The organism is Microbacterium sp. NPDC091662, assembly GCF_044756705.1.
Classification (GTDB): Bacteria; Actinomycetota; Actinomycetes; order Actinomycetales; family Microbacteriaceae; genus Microbacterium.
Genome location: NZ_JBIVTM010000001.1, coordinates 2,379,141 through 2,393,140, shown reverse-complemented (window position 1 = coordinate 2,393,140; position 14,000 = coordinate 2,379,141). Strand labels below are relative to the sequence as shown.

Sequence of the window (14,000 nt, the reverse complement as noted above, 5' to 3'; positions counted from 1 at the left end):
GCGGGCATAATCAAGGGTGTGACTGCGACTGCAACCCTTCCCTCCCTCGACGGCCGCCGATTCCGGATGGTGTCGTCCACGACCTCTGCGGTCGACCCGGAATCCCCGAGCATCTTCGAGTACTTCGAACGCGACGGCGCGATCTGGGGCGGGTACGAGGGCGACACGGTCACCTTCGGCAAGTTCGTCGGCACGCGCACGGGTGACACGATCTGGGTGTCGTTCGTGCACGTGCTCAAGGCCGACGGAACGGTCGTGACCGGCGACGGCGAGAGCGAGCTGGAGCTGACCGACGATGGCGGCATCCGCCTCGTGGAGCACTACGAGATGCACGGACTCCCGCAGCTCAGCGTGTGCGAGGAGATCTCCGTCTGAGGTCTGCGCCTGAGTGATGGCGCCTCAGCGCGGCGGAAGCGTGTCGCGACCGGGAGAGGCGGGCGTCCACCGGGTCATCCCGAGCGGTGCGGTGACGCTGCTGCGCTCCGGCAGGTCGCCCGGCAGCAGGTAGGGGCGGCGGATCACCTCGTCGAGCACGACGACGCTCACGACCGTGCGCACCTCGGGCAGCTGGGCGATCACCCCGGTGGAGAACTCGTGCACGCCGCTGACATCGACGGCGCGGATGAGCAGCATCGCGTCGTGCTCGCCGGTCGTGATGGCGCACCACTCGACATCGGGCATCTCCAGCACGCGTTCGCGGAACGACGCCCAGGCCTGCGGCATCACAGTGACGAACACGAGTGCACCGATCGAGAGTCCGGCCTTGGCCTGATCGACGCGGGCGCTGAAGCCCGTGATGACCCCGTCGTGCACGAGCGACTCGACGCGTGTGTACGCATTGGCGCGGGAGATCCCGACCTTGTCGGCGAGGGCGGCGATCGAGACCCGACCGTTATCACGCAGCACTTCGAGGATTCTGTATGCCGTCTCGTCCAAAGGGGCAGCACTTCGTCCAGAATGCTTCGATTCTTCCGCATTCTTGCTGGACATATTGTTCCTCACATCCGAGGTTCTGGACAGAGCGTGTCGAGGTGACCCACTCTTGCTGGACACATCGTCGCATATGATGCGAATCTGATCCACGGTCGTCCACATCGGTGGCGGCTCACCCGAATGTACTCCTCGCCTCTGGAGGCCCTCATGTCGTCACGCCGTATCACGCCGGTCATCGCGCTCGGAGCCGCTGCTCTCCTCGCGCTCGCAGGTTGCTCGGGAGGGAACTCGGCGACCGGCGGTGGCCAGTCCGGTTCCGACTCCCTCGTCATCGACACCGCGTTCTCGATCGAGACCACCGACCCGGGTCACACGTACGACCCGACCGGCAACATGATCGCGAAGGCCCTGTACGAGACCCTCGTCGACTTCGAGGGCTCCGACGTGTCGACCCCGGTTCCTGGACTGGCTTCGTGGGAGCAGAACGACGAGGCGACCGAGTTCACCTTCACGCTCGACGGCGACCGCGTCTTCTCGGACGGCTCGCCGATCGAGGCGAAGGACGTCGTGTTCTCGCTGCAGCGCATCCAGGGCATGGAAGACGCCAAGCCCAACTTCCTCCTCGGCGGCCTCACCATCACCGAGGTCGACGACAAGACGATCCAGTTCACGTCCGAGACCCCGCTCCTGCAGCTGCCCGCGATCCTCGCGAACCCGGCGCTCGGCATCGTCAACTCCGACGTCGTGATCGAGAACGGCGGTGCGATCGACGGCACCGACTCGGCACAGAAGTTCCTCGACGGCGCCTCCGCCGGCTCCGGTCCCTTCGTGCTCGACACCCTCGACCTCAGCTCGCAGGTCGTGCTGACCAAGAACGACGAGTACAACGGTGACGAGGCGTCCGACTACAAGCGCGTGGTCGTCCGCAACGTCTCGGAGAGCGCGACCCAGCTCGCCAACCTCAAGGGCGGCGACTCGATGGTCGCGATGGACTTGAACGGCGACCAGGTCGCCGGCCTCGGTGACGACATCACCGTCGACTCCGTCCCGTCCGGGCAGACGATCTTCCTGCTGCTGAACCAGTCCTCGGCCGTCGCCGGCGACCTGGCGAACGTCAAGATCGCCGAGGCGATCCGCTACGCGCTCGACTACGACGCGCTGCTGGAGCTGGCCGGTGCCGGCTCCGTGCAGGCGACCGGCGTCATCCCTCCCGGATTCGAGGGTGCGCTCGACAGCGGCGTGAAGCAGGACCTCGACAAGGCGAAGGCCGCGCTGGCCGAGGCCGGCTACACGGGCCAGACGCTCAAGCTGCAGTTCCCGAACGACTACCCGGTCGGCGGCGTGGAGTTCACCCCGCTCGCCGAGCGCGTGCAGGCGCAGCTCGAAGACGCAGGCATCACGGTCGACCTCGCCCCGGCCCCCTTCGCGACCGAGCTCGACGCCTACGTCAACGGCACTGAGGGCTTCGGCCTGTGGTTCTGGGGTCCGGACTACGCGGACTCCGCGAACTTCCTGCCCTTCGCCCCGGGTCTGAAGGTCGGCCTCCGTGCCGGCTGGGCCGCCGAGGCCAACCCGGAGATCGCCGGTATCGCCGCGGGTGCTGCCGCCGCGACCGACCCCGACCAGCGCACGGCCGCCTTCACCGACTTCGCCGAGGCCATGCAGGCCGAGGGGCCGTTCGTGCCGCTGATCGTTCCCGGCCGCAACATCTCCTCTGCGGACAGCGTGAAGGGTGCGGTGTACAACTCCGTCTGGGAGATGGACATCGCCGAGATCACGCCGGCCGGCTGAACGGACCTCCCATGACGACAGTGGCGGTGCAGAGGCAGGCGCAACGGCGCCGGTCGCCTCTGATCGGATACCTGCTGCGGCGGGCCGGCACCTCCCTGCTCCTGTTGGTGGGCGTGACGATCGTCACGTTCGCGCTCACCAACCTGGTGCCGGGAGACCCGGTCTCGGCCGCGCTCGGTGAGGGTGCGTCGCAGAACCCGGCGACGCGCGACGCGTTCATCAAGGAGCACGGTCTCGACCAGCCGCTGTTCGTGCAGTACTTCATCTATATGGGGAACCTGCTGCGCGGGGACCTCGGCACGTCGCTGGTGACCGGACGCCCGGTCACCAGCGACCTCGCCACCGCGGTGCCCGCCACCATCGAGATCGCGATCGGCGCGATCATCGTCAGCCTCGCGGTCAGCATCGTGCTCGGCACGCTCGCCGCCTACCGCCGCGGACTCGTCACCGACCAGGTCATCCGGGTGGTGACCCTGGTCGGCCTCAGCGTGCCGACGTTCTGGCTGGCGCTCGTCAGCTTCTACGTCTTCTTCCTCGAGCTGCGCATCGCACCGGGTTCCGGTCGCATCTCGCCGTCGATCACGCCGCCGCCGCGCGTGACCGGGCTCTACACGGTCGACTACCTGCTGAACGGAGACGCCGTCGGCTTCTTCGACGCCCTCGCGCACCTGGCTCTTCCCGTCATGGTGCTCTCGCTTGTGACCATCGGGCTGCTGACCCGCTTCATCCGCACCTCGGTGCTCGAGGTGCTCGGCAGTGACTATGTGCGCGCCGCCCGCGCCAAGGGTCTCCCGGCGATGCGCGTGATCCTCGACTACGTGCTGCGCGGCGCCTCGCTGCCGATCCTCACTGTGGTCGGCGTCGCGTTCGGGGCACTGCTCTCGGGCACCGTGCTCGTCGAGTCGGTGTTCGCCTGGCCTGGGCTCGGCACCTACGCCTACAACTCCGCCGCGAACCTCGACCTGCCCGGCATCATGGGCGTCGGACTCGTGGTCGGCATCATCTACCTCCTCATCAACTTCATCGTCGACCTGCTCTACGGCGTGCTCGACCCGAGAGTGAGGATCGCATGAGCCGCATCGCCGCCGCCTCCCCGGCCGGGCGCTTCCGCTTCCGCTGGCCCCGCGCCTGGCGCACACCCCTGGGCATCATCGGCACCGTCATCGCCGGCGCCTGGATCATCGTGGCCTTCACCGCGCAGTGGTGGGTCCCGTATCCGCCGAACGCGCAGGTGCTGCCGCGTCTGCAGCCCCCGGGGATCGACACGCTGCTGGGCACCGACGGCAACGGCCGCGACATCTTCTCGCGTCTGATGACCGGAGCCACCGTGAGCCTCCCGCTGGCTCTCATGCTCGTGATCGCCGCCATGATCATCGGCACGCTCATCGGTGCGCTCGCCGGATACTTCGGCGGCTGGGTCGACGAGACGCTGATGCGCATCACCGACCTGTTCATGGCCTTCCCGACCGTGATCCTGGCGATGGTGGTCGCCGCCTCGCTCGGACCGTCGCTGTTCAACGCGGTGATCGCCGCCATCGTGGTGTCGTGGCCGCAGTACTCGCGCGTCACTCGCAGCATCGTGCTGGGGCTCCGGGGTCAGAACTACGTGATCGCGGGCCGCCTGCTCGGGCACTCGCCCGCCCGCACGCTGTTCGTCGACATCCTCCCGAACATCGCCGGCCCCGTCCTGGTGCTCGCGACGCTCGACATCGGTGCGGCGATCCTGCTCCTCTCCGGTCTCTCCTTCCTCGGTCTCGGCGCTCAACCGCCCACCGCCGAGTGGGGGTCGATGATCTCGGGCGCGATGCAGAACTTCGACGCCTGGTGGCTCGGGGTCTTCCCCGGCCTCGCGATCCTGACCGTGGTGCTGGCCTTCAACTTCCTCGGAGACGCGATGCGCGACGTGCTCGACCCGACGGCCGAGATCACGCACGAGAAGGCCGCCGAGCACAAGGCCTCGGCGACGGGGGTGGCCGCATGAGTGCGCAGAGCGCTGCCGCGCGGCAGTCGTCGACGCTCAGCATCCGCGACCTGACGATCGACATCGGGCGTCCGCTCGTCAAGGGCGTCTCGCTCGAGCTCGAGGCCGGACGCATCCACGGTCTCGCCGGGGAATCGGGTTCGGGCAAGACCCTCACCTCGCTCGCCGTGCTGGGGCTGCTGCCTCGGCAGGCACGGACCGGCGGATCGATCCTGCTCGGTGGCGAAGAGCTGGTGGGGCTGCGCCGTCGCGCCCTCAACCGGGTGCGCGGCAAGCGCATCGCGATGGTGTTCCAGGATCCGTCGGCCTCGCTGCATCCGCAGCTGCCGGTCGGACGCCAGCTCACCGATCACATGCGTGTGCACCTGGGGCTCAAGGGCGCCGCCGCACGGGCGCGGGCGGTCGAGTTGCTCGAGACCGTGCAGGTGCCCAACCCCGCCGAGGCGCTGAAGCGCTACCCGCATCAGTTCTCGGGCGGCCAGCGTCAGCGCATCGCGATCGCCTGCGCCCTGGCCTGCGACCCCGAAGTGCTTCTGGCTGATGAGCCCACCACCGCACTCGACGTCACGGTGCAGGCCGGCATCCTGAAGCTGCTGCGCGACCTCGCGATCGAACGCAACCTCGCCGTGCTCCTCGTGACGCACGATCTGGGCGTGATGAGCGCGATCGCCGACACGGTGGCCGTCATGAAGGACGGTCGGATCGTGGAGCTCGCCGATCGCGAGACGCTGTTCCGCGATCCCCAGCACGAGTACACCCGCATGCTGCTCGCGGCCCTGCCGGGTTCGCGCATCGACGAGGCACCGGAAGGGCAGGCCGCAGATGAGTGAGGTCGCAGTCCTCGACGCGCAGGATGTGGTCGTGCGCTACCCGGGCAACCCGCCCGTGATCGCCGTGAACGGCGTGTCGATCAGCGTCGCGGCCGGTGAGACCGTCGCGCTCGTCGGCGAGTCCGGCAGCGGCAAGTCCAGCCTCGCCCGCGCCGTCGTCGGCATCGAGAAGACCGCCGCGGGGACCGTGCTCTTCCGCGACGCGCCCGTGTCGCCGCTCGGGATCCGCCGTCGTTCGATCGCCCTCACCGGCATCCAGATGGTGTTCCAGGATCCTGCGACCTCGCTGAACCCGCGGCGTCGCGTGGGCGACCAGATCGCGGACGGCATCGCCACCGCCCGCGCGCGGGGTGCCGAAGGATCGACCGTGGACGAGTGGCTCGAGCGCGTCGGGCTGCCGACCACCGTGAGCACGCGCTTCCCGCACCAGTTCTCCGGCGGGCAGAAGCAGCGCATCGCGATCGCCAGGGCCCTGGCCGCCCGGCCGTCGCTGCTCGTCGCGGATGAACCGATCTCGGCGCTCGACGCCTCCACGCAGACGAGTGTCGCCGGTCTCATGCACGATCTGGTGGCGGAGTCGGGGGCGGGGATGCTGTTCATCTCGCACGACCTCGCCGTGGTGCGCCGCATCGCCGACCGTACGTTCGTGATGTTCGGCGGACGCGTGCTCGAGTCGGGGCCGACCGATCAGCTCTGGGCGGCACCGCGGCATCCCTATACCCAGGCCCTGCTCGCGGCGATCCCCGAGCCCGACGGTGCCGGCCGCATCCCCGCAGCACCCTCGGTCGATGACCGCACGGTGTGGGCGGAGATCCCGCCCGTCATGTACTGAGGCCGCTCGCCTTCTCCTCCGAAACGGAGACGACCCGATCATCCCGCGGAGTGTCGTAGACCGACACCCCGCGTCGTGATCGGATCGTCTCCGTTTTCACTTGCGTTCCGAGCATTCGAGGTGGGTAAGCTTAGGCAACCCTTAGCTCAACGAACGGTACCCCCATGCCTCTTACCCGCTCGAAGGCGATCACCGCCCTCCTCGCCGGCGTTGTGACCGCAGCCGCGCTCACGTCGTGCAGCCCCGCGGCCGACAGCACCGGCAGCGCTCCAGCCGGCGACCCCGACGCCTTCCCCGTCACGGTCGAGCATGCATACGGAGAGACCACCGTCTCCGCTCAGCCGCAGCGCATCGTCTCGGTCGGATACACCGAGCAGGACACGCTCTGGGCACTCGGACTCGAGCCCGTCGGCGTGACCGACTGGTACGGCGACTACGACTTCGCCTCGTGGCCCTGGGCCGATGAGGCGCGCGGCGACTCCGAACCCGAGGTGCTCACGACGAGCGACGGTCTGGACTTCGAAGCCATCGCCCTGCTCGACCCCGACCTCATCATCGGCACGAACGCCGGACTGACGGAGGAGGACTACGACCGACTGTCCGACATCGCGCCCACGGTCGCGCACTCGGGCGACTACTCGATGTACTTCGAGCCGTGGGATGTGCAGACGCTGCAGATCGGTGAAGCCGTGGGGATGACGGACGAGGCGCAGAAGCTCGTCGACGACATCGACGCGAAGTTCGCTGAGGCCGCCGCCGCCAACCCGGCGTTCGCCGGCACATCGGCCGTCTTCCTCCAGAACGCGATCTACGACGGTGCCGCGATCGCCTACCAGGACGGTCTGAGCACCGATTTCCTCAGCGGGCTCGGCTTCACGATCCCCTCGGAGATCGACGCATACGCGCCGGCCGACGCCTCGGGCGGTCAGGCGTACATCCCGGTCGAGAACCTCGACGTGCTCAACGCCGCCGATGTGCTCATCTGGGGCACCGAGAGTGAGGATGACATCACGGCGCTCGAGGGGGAGGCCTTCGTCACCGCGATCGATGCGATGAAGAACAAGTCGGTCGTCTATACCGACGGGGTCACCGCCGGGGCGATCTACTTCACCTCGCCGCTCAGCCTGCCCTACGTGCTCGACGCCCTGGTGCCGGCCCTCACCGAGGCCGTCGCCGGGAACGGGCCCGCCCGCACGGCGGAGTGACCCAGAGCACGCGCACGAGTCGCGGTCCGCGCCGATCATCCGCCGGGCGGACTGCGCTCGTCGTCGTGCTCTCCCTGCTCGCGCTGTGCACCGCGACCGGCATCGGGCTGACCGTCGGGACGAAGCTCGTCGGCCTCGACGCGGTGCTTCGCGCGATCACCGACTTCGACGGGAGCGATCTGCAGCTCGTCGTCCGCGAGTCGCGCATCCCGCGCACGGTGCTCGGTCTCGTCGTCGGCCTCGCCCTCGGCGCGGCAGGTGCGGTGATGCAGGGACTCACCCGCAACGCGCTCGCCGACCCCGGAATCCTCGGCGTCAACGCCGGCGCCTCGGTCGCGGTCGCCATCGCCGTCGCGGCTCTCGGCATCAACGCCTTCCCTCAGCTCATGGCGTTCGCGCTCGTCGGCGCCCTGATCGCGACCATCGGCGTCGTGCTGCTCGGTGCGGCCGGTGGTGGCAGCCCCGTGACGCTGGTGCTCTCCGGGGTCGCCCTGGCCGCGGTGCTCGGCGGCATCACCACCGCCCTCGTGCTGCTGAACCCGACCGCGTTCCTGCACATGCGCAGCTGGGAGTCCGGAGCGCTGGCCGGACGCGACCTCTCGATCCTCCTCGTCGCCGGCCCCGCGATCGCGCTCGGACTCGTGCTGGCTCAGCTCATGACGCGGAGCCTCAACCTGCTCGCCCTCGGCGACGACACGGCTGCGGCACTCGGGGTGCGGATCGGCCCTCTCCGCACGGGCGCCGTCGCCTCAGTGACGCTTCTCGCCGGCACGGCCACGGCGGTGGCGGGACCGATCGCGTTCCTCGGCCTCGCGGCGCCTCATATCGCGCGAGGGATCGTGGGTCCATCGCAGAAAGCCGTCGTGCCGCTGTCGGCCGTGATCGGGGCGATCGTGATGGTTCTCGGCGACGTCGTCGGGCGCGTCATCATCGCACCGCAGGAAGTGCCGGTGGGCATCGTGATGGCCTTCATCGCCGCGCCATTCCTGATCTGGATCGGCCGCCGCAGGAACCCGGTGCAGATGTGAACGCCCCGACCCGGACGGGCTTCCGCAACGCGGACATCCGCCGCGCCCGCCGTTCCCTCGGCCGCCGCAGCCGCTGGGCGATGGGGCTTCTCGGCGCAGCGGTGCTCGCCTCGTTCCTCGCGAGCCTGTCGATCGGCGACACCGTGCTCTCGCCGATCCGCGTCATCCAGGCCCTGTTCGAGACACAGGGCGGCGTGCGCATGGTGGTCGTCGACTGGCGACTGCCGCGCGCGCTCGCCGCGGTCGTCTTCGGGGCGGCGCTCGCGCTCTCCGGCACGGTCTTCCAGACCATCACACGCAACCCGCTCGGCAGCCCCGACGTGATCGGTCTCACGACCGGTGCCTACACGGGGGCGCTGATCATCATGACCACCGGCGGTGGATCAGGGCTCACAGTGGCGATCGGCGCGATCCTCGGCGGCTTCGCCACGGCCGCCCTGGTCGCCCTGCTGGTCGCCGGTCGCGGGTCCCTCGGCTACCGGATCGTCATCGTCGGAATCGGGGTGAGCGCCGTGCTCGCCGCGCTCAACGCCTGGATGCTGCTGCGGGCGCGGCTCGAGGTCGCCGTCTCCGCTGCGATCTGGGGCGCCGGTTCGCTCAACGGCGTCGGGTGGAAGCAGGCCGCGCTGCCTCTGCTCGTCGTGTCGGTGCTGATCGTCGTGCTGCTGCTGGCCCGTCGCGGTCTGCGACTCATCGAGCTCGGCGACGACCTGGGCGCCAGCCTCGGCGGACGCATGGGCTTCGCCAAGATCGGACTCGTCGCGATCGCGGTCGGCCTGACGGGCGTTGTCACCGCCGTGATGGGACCCATCGCGTTCATCTCGCTCGCGGCGCCGCATCTGGCGCGGCTCGTCGCGAAGAACGGCACGGCGCACCTCGTGGCGACCGCGCTGATGGGCGCCATGCTGCTCTCGCTGGCCGACATCATCGGACAGAACCTCGTGCCAGGTCACGCGCTGCCCGTCGGGGTGGTGACCCTGGTCCTCGGCGGCGTGTACCTGATCTTCCTCGTCGTGCGGACCGCTCGGCGCCGGTACTGAGCTGTCCGCGTACCGAGCCGGCCGCGTACCAACCGAGCCGCCACCGACCGGCGTCGACACGGAGCGGTGCAACGCACTGCGGGCCGAGGCCACAGCCCCGGCCCGCACTCTCAGCTCCGGATCACAGCGGTGCGACGATGTCCTGCTTCACGTCCCACTCGGTGACTTCCTGGACGCTCTCGATCTTCTGGCCCTCGACCTCGGTCGAGGCGTTGGCCGCGAGCACCACATAATCGCTCGTGAGCTCGAAGACCATCGTGACGGTCGTTCCCTGCGACTCGGACGTGCCGCTGAGCAGGTAGACGTCCTGGCCCAGGCGCGAGCCGGTACCGGTGACCGTGTACTCGCCGGAGAGCGTGTCGGCCACCCCCATCGGATCAGAGGCGTTGACGGCCTTCGCCGCGGTGCTGAGCGTGCTGATCTCCTGGTCGGAGGAGTTCTCGTCGGCGACCTGCCACTCGCCCGTGGTGGACTTGACCCAGGCGTCGTCGCCGATCACGATGACCGAGCCGAAGCTGGTGCTGGTCTCGACGGCCTTGTCGGCCGGGTTGTAGCGAGTGGTCGACTCCATGCCCAGAGTCGTCATCGTCGCCGAGAATCCGGCGGTGTCGGTCATCGCCGCGGTGACGCACTCCGCCAGCACGGAGCCGTCGACGGTCGCGCCCTCCTTCAGCTCGGGGCAGTCTGTCTTCGGCGCTTCCGCCTCCTGCGATGCCCCGGAACTGGGCTTCTTCTCGGCGGTCGTGTCTGACCCGTTCCCCGAGCATCCGGTGAGCAGCACGGCGGCGGCGAGAACGACGCCGACCCCCCATTTGTTGACGCGCATCGCGTCCCCCCTCTGGTCGAATGCCCGATGACCGTCATCGGGCACTCTTTCCAGCATGCCAAACACCGCCGACGTTCGCGCCACTCGCAACCGCTGTGTCGGACGTCATTCGCGGCGACTGCGCGATTCCGCTAGACTGTCGAGGTTGTCTGCCTTGCGGCGTCCATTCGGGATTCCAGAGGCGGGCACGTGCACACACCCTCCTGCTCCCGGGAAAGTCCCGAGAGCCGTTCTAGTCCGAAGGAGGTGGGTAAGTGACGCACCAGTACGAACTCATGGTCATTCTGACCCCCGAGATCGACGAGCGCCAGGTCGCCCCGACGCTCGACAAGTTCCTGAAGGTCATCACCAACGATGGTGGCTCTATCGAGAACGTCGACATCTGGGGAAAGCGCCGTCTCGCATACGAGATCCAGAAGAAGACCGAGGGCATCTACGCCGTCGTCAACTTCACCGCGACCAGCGCCGCCACGCAGGAGCTCGACCGTCAGCTGAAGCTGAACGAGCAGATCATGCGCACCAAGGTGCTCCGCGCTGAAGAGGCTCAGGCGATGATCGCTTCCGAGGCCAAGCGCTCCGAAGAGAAGGCTGCCCGCAAGGCCGCCAAGGCTGCGAAGGCTTAAGCCTCATGGCCGGCGAAACCGTCATCACCGTGGTGGGAAACCTCACGGCCGACCCCGAGCTGCGCTACACGCAGAACGGGCTGCCGGTGGCGAACTTCACCATCGCATCGACGCCTCGGAACTTCGACCGTGCCGCGAATGAGTGGAAGGACGGCGATGCGCTGTTCCTCCGTGCATCCGTGTGGCGCGAGTTCGCCGAGCACGTGGCGGGTTCGCTGACGAAGGGCATGCGCGTCATCGCGCAGGGCCGTCTGCGTCAGCGCTCCTACCAGGACCGCGAGGGCAACCAGCGCACCGCGATCGAGTTGGAGGTCGACGAGATCGGCCCCTCGCTCCGGTACGCGACCGCGCAGGTCACCCGTGCGGCCTCGACCGGCGGTGCCGGCGGTGCCGGCGGCGGTGGACAGTCTCGTCCCGCGCAGCAGCAGGTGTCGGAAGAGCCGTGGTCCACACCCGGTTCGTCGACCAGCGCGGATGCCTGGAGCACTCCCGGCAGCTTCGGCGACGACACCCCGTTCTGAACAACTTCTGGATCCGGCCCACTCGGCCGGCATCCGCTCATCACTAAGGAAAAACTATGGCTGGAAAGTCGAGCGGCGACCGCCGCAAGCCGCGGAAGGGTGGCAAGCCCACCGCTCCCGCGAAGTCCATCCGGGTCGGTGTCATCGATTACAAGGATGTCGCCACCCTTCGCAAGTTCGTCTCGGAGCGCGGCAAGATCCGTGCCCGTCGTATCACCGGTGTCTCGGTGCAGGAGCAGCGTCTGATCGCCACGGCGATCAAGAACGCGCGCGAAATGGCGCTCCTGCCCTACGCTGGCGCCGGCCGGTAAGGGGTATCGAGATGGCAAAGCTGATTCTCACGAACGAGGTCGCCGGGCTCGGTAGCGCCGGTGACGTGGTCGAGGTCAAGAACGGGTACGCCCGCAACTTCCTCATCCCGCAGGGCTTCGCTACGGCGTGGACCCGCGGTGGCGAAAAGCAGGTCGCATCGATCCAGGCCGCGCGTCAGGCACGCGCGATCCACGATCGTGACGACGCTGTCGCACTGAAGAACGCTCTCGAGGGCACCAAGGTGCGCCTCACGGTCAAGGCCGGCAAGGAGGGTCGTCTCTTCGGCTCCGTCAAGACGGACCACGTCGCGGATGCTGTCGCAGCCGCCGGCCTGGGCTCGATCGACAAGCGCAAGGTGCACATCCCGTCGCCCATCAAGGTGACCGGTGAGCACGAGGCGACCGTGCGTCTGCACGACGACGTCACCGCAGTGATCACGCTGCAGGTCGTCGCCGCCAAGTAAGGCACGTCGAGAACGCCCCCTGTCCTTCGGGACAGGGGGCGTTCTGCATTCCTCGCGACGACGGGTCGTCGGCTCACCCGCTGCGACCGTGCACCGGTCGGGCATTCGCCGGGGGTTCTCCGACTTCCTCGACGGTATGGCCGCTGCAGGCCGCGGCCGTCACGCTGGCCCTCTCGACGCGTGACACGGTGAACCACCGCATGGCGTCGCGCAGCCGGCACCATCCGACCAGATACCACTGGCCGTTCGTCGAGGCGAACAGCACGGGTTCGACATCGCGCGTGGTGGTGCTCCCGTCTGCTGCGGTGTAGCGGATGCGTACCACTCGCTGGTCGGCCATGCCCTCCTCCAGTGCCGATCTGATCGCGCGTGAGGGGGCGGGTGCCGTGTCGACCCAGACGCGGTGGGCGAGTTCGTCGGCTCGTGCGCGGGTGCGGGGATCGAGGACGTCGAGGATCTTCCGCACGCCCGCTGTCGCCGAGTCGGCGTAGGGGGCATCGGGCGCGGCGGACACGGCCGCCATGAGCGCCACGGCCTGCGCGGGGGAGAGGCTGACCGGCGGCAGGGATGCCGCCGCAGCCAGCCCGTAACCACCGCCGGGGCCCGGGCGCGACCACAACGGTGCGCCACTGCGCTCGAGCGCGGCCAGGTCGCGTTTGACGGTGCGCACGGAGACTTCGAACTCCCGGGCCAGCCGTTCGGCAGAGCAGCCCCGCGACCCGCTCCGACGCAGCATCTCCGACAGAGCATGCAGGCGCTCTGCGCGCTTCACCGTTCCCTCCGCGACAAATTCATGTCATAGATAGTGACACACTCCTGCCCGCACCACGGAGGAAGCTGGTCGCATGACACAGACGACGAGCAGTCCGACCATCCTTCTCATCGCGGGCCATTGGCTGGGCGCGTGGGCGTGGGACGAGGTCCTCGAACACCTGGGCGCCGACGAGTCTCGCGCGGTCGCGATGACGCTGCCGGGTCTCGACGCAACCGACCCCGCGCGTGCGACGAGGACCCTCGAGGATCAGGCCGACGCGATCCGCGAGCAGCTCTTCCGCCTCGGGGCCTCCGCCGAGCAGCCCGCGGTCGTCGTCGCCCACAGCGGGGCGAACTCGCCCCTCAGTCTCGTGCTCGACAGGCACCCGGCGCTGGTCGATCGTGTGGTGTGGGTCGACTCCGGACCGGTCGCGTCGGGCAGTGTCTTCGCTCCCGAGCTCCCGGAAGAGGTGGACGAGCTTCCGCTACCGCCGTTCGATGTCCTCGCGCAGCAGGCCAGCCTCGACGGCCTGACTCCGCAAGCGCTCGAGCGTTTCCGTCAGCGAGCCGTCCCCGAGCCGGGCCCGGTGCTGCGCCAGCCCGTCGAACTCGCGAACGACGAGCGTCGCACGATCGCGACCACTCTGATCTGCTGCTCGATCCCGAGCGCGCAACTGCTCGAGCTTGCGCGCGCAGGTCATCCCATGTTCGCCGAGGTGGCGACGCTCGAACACCTCGACGTCGTCGACCTCCCGACGGGGCACTGGCCCATGTGGAGCCGCCCCGGCGATCTCGCCGAGCAGATCCACATGGCAGCATCGCGCGGCCGCTGAACCCCTTGCACCGGCACCCCCCCCGCACG

At 68.8% G+C, this 14,000-nt stretch carries 17 protein-coding genes; 14 read left to right on the top strand and 3 right to left on the bottom strand.

Annotated elements, in window-relative coordinates; all coding sequences use genetic code 11:
• Positions 1 to 18 precede the first annotated feature (18 nt).
• Complete coding sequence (locus ACIQLD_RS11720; RefSeq protein WP_402608163.1) at positions 19 to 375, top strand: hypothetical protein; 357 nt, start codon at positions 19 to 21, stop codon at positions 373 to 375.
• Positions 376 to 399: 24 nt separating this feature from the next.
• On the opposite strand, the gene ACIQLD_RS11715 is transcribed toward ACIQLD_RS11720, so the two are convergent.
• Complete coding sequence (locus tag ACIQLD_RS11715; protein WP_402608162.1) at positions 400 to 990, bottom strand: Lrp/AsnC family transcriptional regulator; 591 nt, start codon at positions 988 to 990, stop codon at positions 400 to 402.
• A 150-nt stretch (positions 991 to 1,140) separates the two neighbouring features.
• Between ACIQLD_RS11715 and ACIQLD_RS11710 the strand changes: the two genes are divergently transcribed.
• The 8 genes from ACIQLD_RS11710 (at position 1,141) to ACIQLD_RS11675 (ending at position 9,640) form a co-directional block, all read left to right on the top strand.
• Positions 1,141 to 2,724 carry an ABC transporter substrate-binding protein gene (locus tag ACIQLD_RS11710; protein WP_402608161.1) on the top strand — a complete coding sequence of 528 codons (1,584 nt, stop codon included), beginning with the start codon at positions 1,141 to 1,143 and terminating at the stop codon, positions 2,722 to 2,724.
• 11 nt (positions 2,725 to 2,735) lie between these two features.
• Positions 2,736 to 3,797 carry an ABC transporter permease gene (locus ACIQLD_RS11705; RefSeq protein WP_402608160.1) on the top strand — a complete coding sequence of 354 codons (1,062 nt, stop codon included), beginning with the start codon at positions 2,736 to 2,738 and terminating at the stop codon, positions 3,795 to 3,797.
• Positions 3,794 to 4,705 carry an ABC transporter permease gene (locus ACIQLD_RS11700; protein WP_402608159.1) on the top strand — a complete coding sequence of 304 codons (912 nt, stop codon included), beginning with the start codon at positions 3,794 to 3,796 and terminating at the stop codon, positions 4,703 to 4,705. The genes ACIQLD_RS11705 and ACIQLD_RS11700 overlap by 4 nt, the downstream gene beginning before the upstream one ends.
• Positions 4,702 to 5,535 carry an ABC transporter ATP-binding protein gene (locus ACIQLD_RS11695; protein ID WP_402608158.1) on the top strand — a complete coding sequence of 278 codons (834 nt, stop codon included), beginning with the start codon at positions 4,702 to 4,704 and terminating at the stop codon, positions 5,533 to 5,535. Before ACIQLD_RS11700 ends, ACIQLD_RS11695 begins: the two co-directional genes overlap by 4 nt.
• Positions 5,528 to 6,367, top strand: coding sequence for an ABC transporter ATP-binding protein (locus ACIQLD_RS11690; RefSeq protein ID WP_402608157.1), 840 nt, complete (start codon positions 5,528 to 5,530; stop codon positions 6,365 to 6,367). Before ACIQLD_RS11695 ends, ACIQLD_RS11690 begins: the two co-directional genes overlap by 8 nt.
• A gap of 164 nt (positions 6,368 to 6,531) precedes the next feature.
• Positions 6,532 to 7,572 carry an ABC transporter substrate-binding protein gene (locus ACIQLD_RS11685; protein ID WP_402608156.1) on the top strand — a complete coding sequence of 347 codons (1,041 nt, stop codon included), beginning with the start codon at positions 6,532 to 6,534 and terminating at the stop codon, positions 7,570 to 7,572.
• Positions 7,569 to 8,600 carry a FecCD family ABC transporter permease gene (locus ACIQLD_RS11680; RefSeq protein ID WP_402608155.1) on the top strand — a complete coding sequence of 344 codons (1,032 nt, stop codon included), beginning with the start codon at positions 7,569 to 7,571 and terminating at the stop codon, positions 8,598 to 8,600. Before ACIQLD_RS11685 ends, ACIQLD_RS11680 begins: the two co-directional genes overlap by 4 nt.
• Positions 8,597 to 9,640, top strand: coding sequence for a FecCD family ABC transporter permease (locus tag ACIQLD_RS11675; RefSeq protein WP_402608154.1), 1,044 nt, complete (start codon positions 8,597 to 8,599; stop codon positions 9,638 to 9,640). The genes ACIQLD_RS11680 and ACIQLD_RS11675 overlap by 4 nt, the downstream gene beginning before the upstream one ends.
• Before the next feature lie 121 nt (positions 9,641 to 9,761).
• Here the strand turns inward: ACIQLD_RS11675 and ACIQLD_RS11670 are convergent, their stop codons facing one another.
• Positions 9,762 to 10,466, bottom strand: a complete 705-nt coding sequence (locus ACIQLD_RS11670; RefSeq protein ID WP_402608153.1) for a hypothetical protein — start codon at positions 10,464 to 10,466, stop codon at positions 9,762 to 9,764.
• A 254-nt stretch (positions 10,467 to 10,720) separates the two neighbouring features.
• On the opposite strand from ACIQLD_RS11670, the gene rpsF reads away from it, so the two are divergent.
• From rpsF to rplI, 4 genes are read left to right on the top strand one after another with little or no spacing between them, the layout of a single operon-like run.
• Positions 10,721 to 11,089, top strand: a complete 369-nt coding sequence (gene rpsF, locus ACIQLD_RS11665) for a 30S ribosomal protein S6 (RefSeq protein WP_021201450.1) — start codon at positions 10,721 to 10,723, stop codon at positions 11,087 to 11,089.
• 5 nt (positions 11,090 to 11,094) lie between these two features.
• The gene (locus tag ACIQLD_RS11660) at positions 11,095 to 11,610 is read left to right on the top strand and encodes a single-stranded DNA-binding protein (RefSeq protein WP_021201451.1); all 516 of its coding nucleotides are present in this window, start codon (positions 11,095 to 11,097) and stop codon (positions 11,608 to 11,610) included.
• 56 nt (positions 11,611 to 11,666) lie between these two features.
• On the top strand, positions 11,667 to 11,921 hold the full coding sequence (rpsR, locus tag ACIQLD_RS11655; protein ID WP_017829850.1) for a 30S ribosomal protein S18: 255 nt from the start codon (positions 11,667 to 11,669) through the stop codon (positions 11,919 to 11,921).
• A gap of 11 nt (positions 11,922 to 11,932) precedes the next feature.
• A complete protein-coding gene (rplI, locus tag ACIQLD_RS11650; RefSeq protein WP_021201452.1) occupies positions 11,933 to 12,385 on the top strand; it encodes a 50S ribosomal protein L9 in 453 nt (150 codons plus the stop codon).
• 73 nt (positions 12,386 to 12,458) lie between these two features.
• Here rplI and ACIQLD_RS11645 read toward each other — a convergent pair whose 3' ends face one another.
• Positions 12,459 to 13,157 (bottom strand): helix-turn-helix transcriptional regulator, encoded by a 699-nt coding sequence (locus tag ACIQLD_RS11645; RefSeq protein ID WP_402608152.1) that lies wholly within the window; start codon positions 13,155 to 13,157, stop codon positions 12,459 to 12,461.
• A 73-nt stretch (positions 13,158 to 13,230) separates the two neighbouring features.
• On the opposite strand from ACIQLD_RS11645, the gene ACIQLD_RS11640 reads away from it, so the two are divergent.
• The gene (locus ACIQLD_RS11640; protein ID WP_402608151.1) at positions 13,231 to 13,971 is read left to right on the top strand and encodes an alpha/beta fold hydrolase; all 741 of its coding nucleotides are present in this window, start codon (positions 13,231 to 13,233) and stop codon (positions 13,969 to 13,971) included.
• Positions 13,972 to 14,000 lie beyond the last annotated feature (29 nt).

Excerpts from the sequence above, each read along its gene's own strand:
- ACIQLD_RS11670 (WP_402608153.1), bottom strand. The coding sequence starts at position 10,466 with ATGCGCGTCAACAAATGGGGGGTCGGCGTCGTTCTCGCCGCCGCCGTG.
- ACIQLD_RS11715 (WP_402608162.1), bottom strand. The coding sequence starts at position 990 with ATGTCCAGCAAGAATGCGGAAGAATCGAAGCATTCTGGACGAAGTGCT.
- ACIQLD_RS11640 (WP_402608151.1), top strand. The coding sequence starts at position 13,231 with ATGACACAGACGACGAGCAGTCCGACCATCCTTCTCATCGCGGGCCAT.
- rplI (WP_021201452.1), top strand. The coding sequence starts at position 11,933 with ATGGCAAAGCTGATTCTCACGAACGAGGTCGCCGGGCTCGGTAGCGCC.
- ACIQLD_RS11660 (WP_021201451.1), top strand. The coding sequence starts at position 11,095 with ATGGCCGGCGAAACCGTCATCACCGTGGTGGGAAACCTCACGGCCGAC.
- ACIQLD_RS11690 (WP_402608157.1), top strand. The coding sequence starts at position 5,528 with ATGAGTGAGGTCGCAGTCCTCGACGCGCAGGATGTGGTCGTGCGCTAC.
- ACIQLD_RS11700 (WP_402608159.1), top strand. The coding sequence starts at position 3,794 with ATGAGCCGCATCGCCGCCGCCTCCCCGGCCGGGCGCTTCCGCTTCCGC.
- ACIQLD_RS11695 (WP_402608158.1), top strand. The coding sequence starts at position 4,702 with ATGAGTGCGCAGAGCGCTGCCGCGCGGCAGTCGTCGACGCTCAGCATC.
- rpsR (WP_017829850.1), top strand. The coding sequence starts at position 11,667 with ATGGCTGGAAAGTCGAGCGGCGACCGCCGCAAGCCGCGGAAGGGTGGC.
- ACIQLD_RS11710 (WP_402608161.1), top strand. The coding sequence starts at position 1,141 with ATGTCGTCACGCCGTATCACGCCGGTCATCGCGCTCGGAGCCGCTGCT.
- ACIQLD_RS11685 (WP_402608156.1), top strand. The coding sequence starts at position 6,532 with ATGCCTCTTACCCGCTCGAAGGCGATCACCGCCCTCCTCGCCGGCGTT.
- ACIQLD_RS11705 (WP_402608160.1), top strand. The coding sequence starts at position 2,736 with ATGACGACAGTGGCGGTGCAGAGGCAGGCGCAACGGCGCCGGTCGCCT.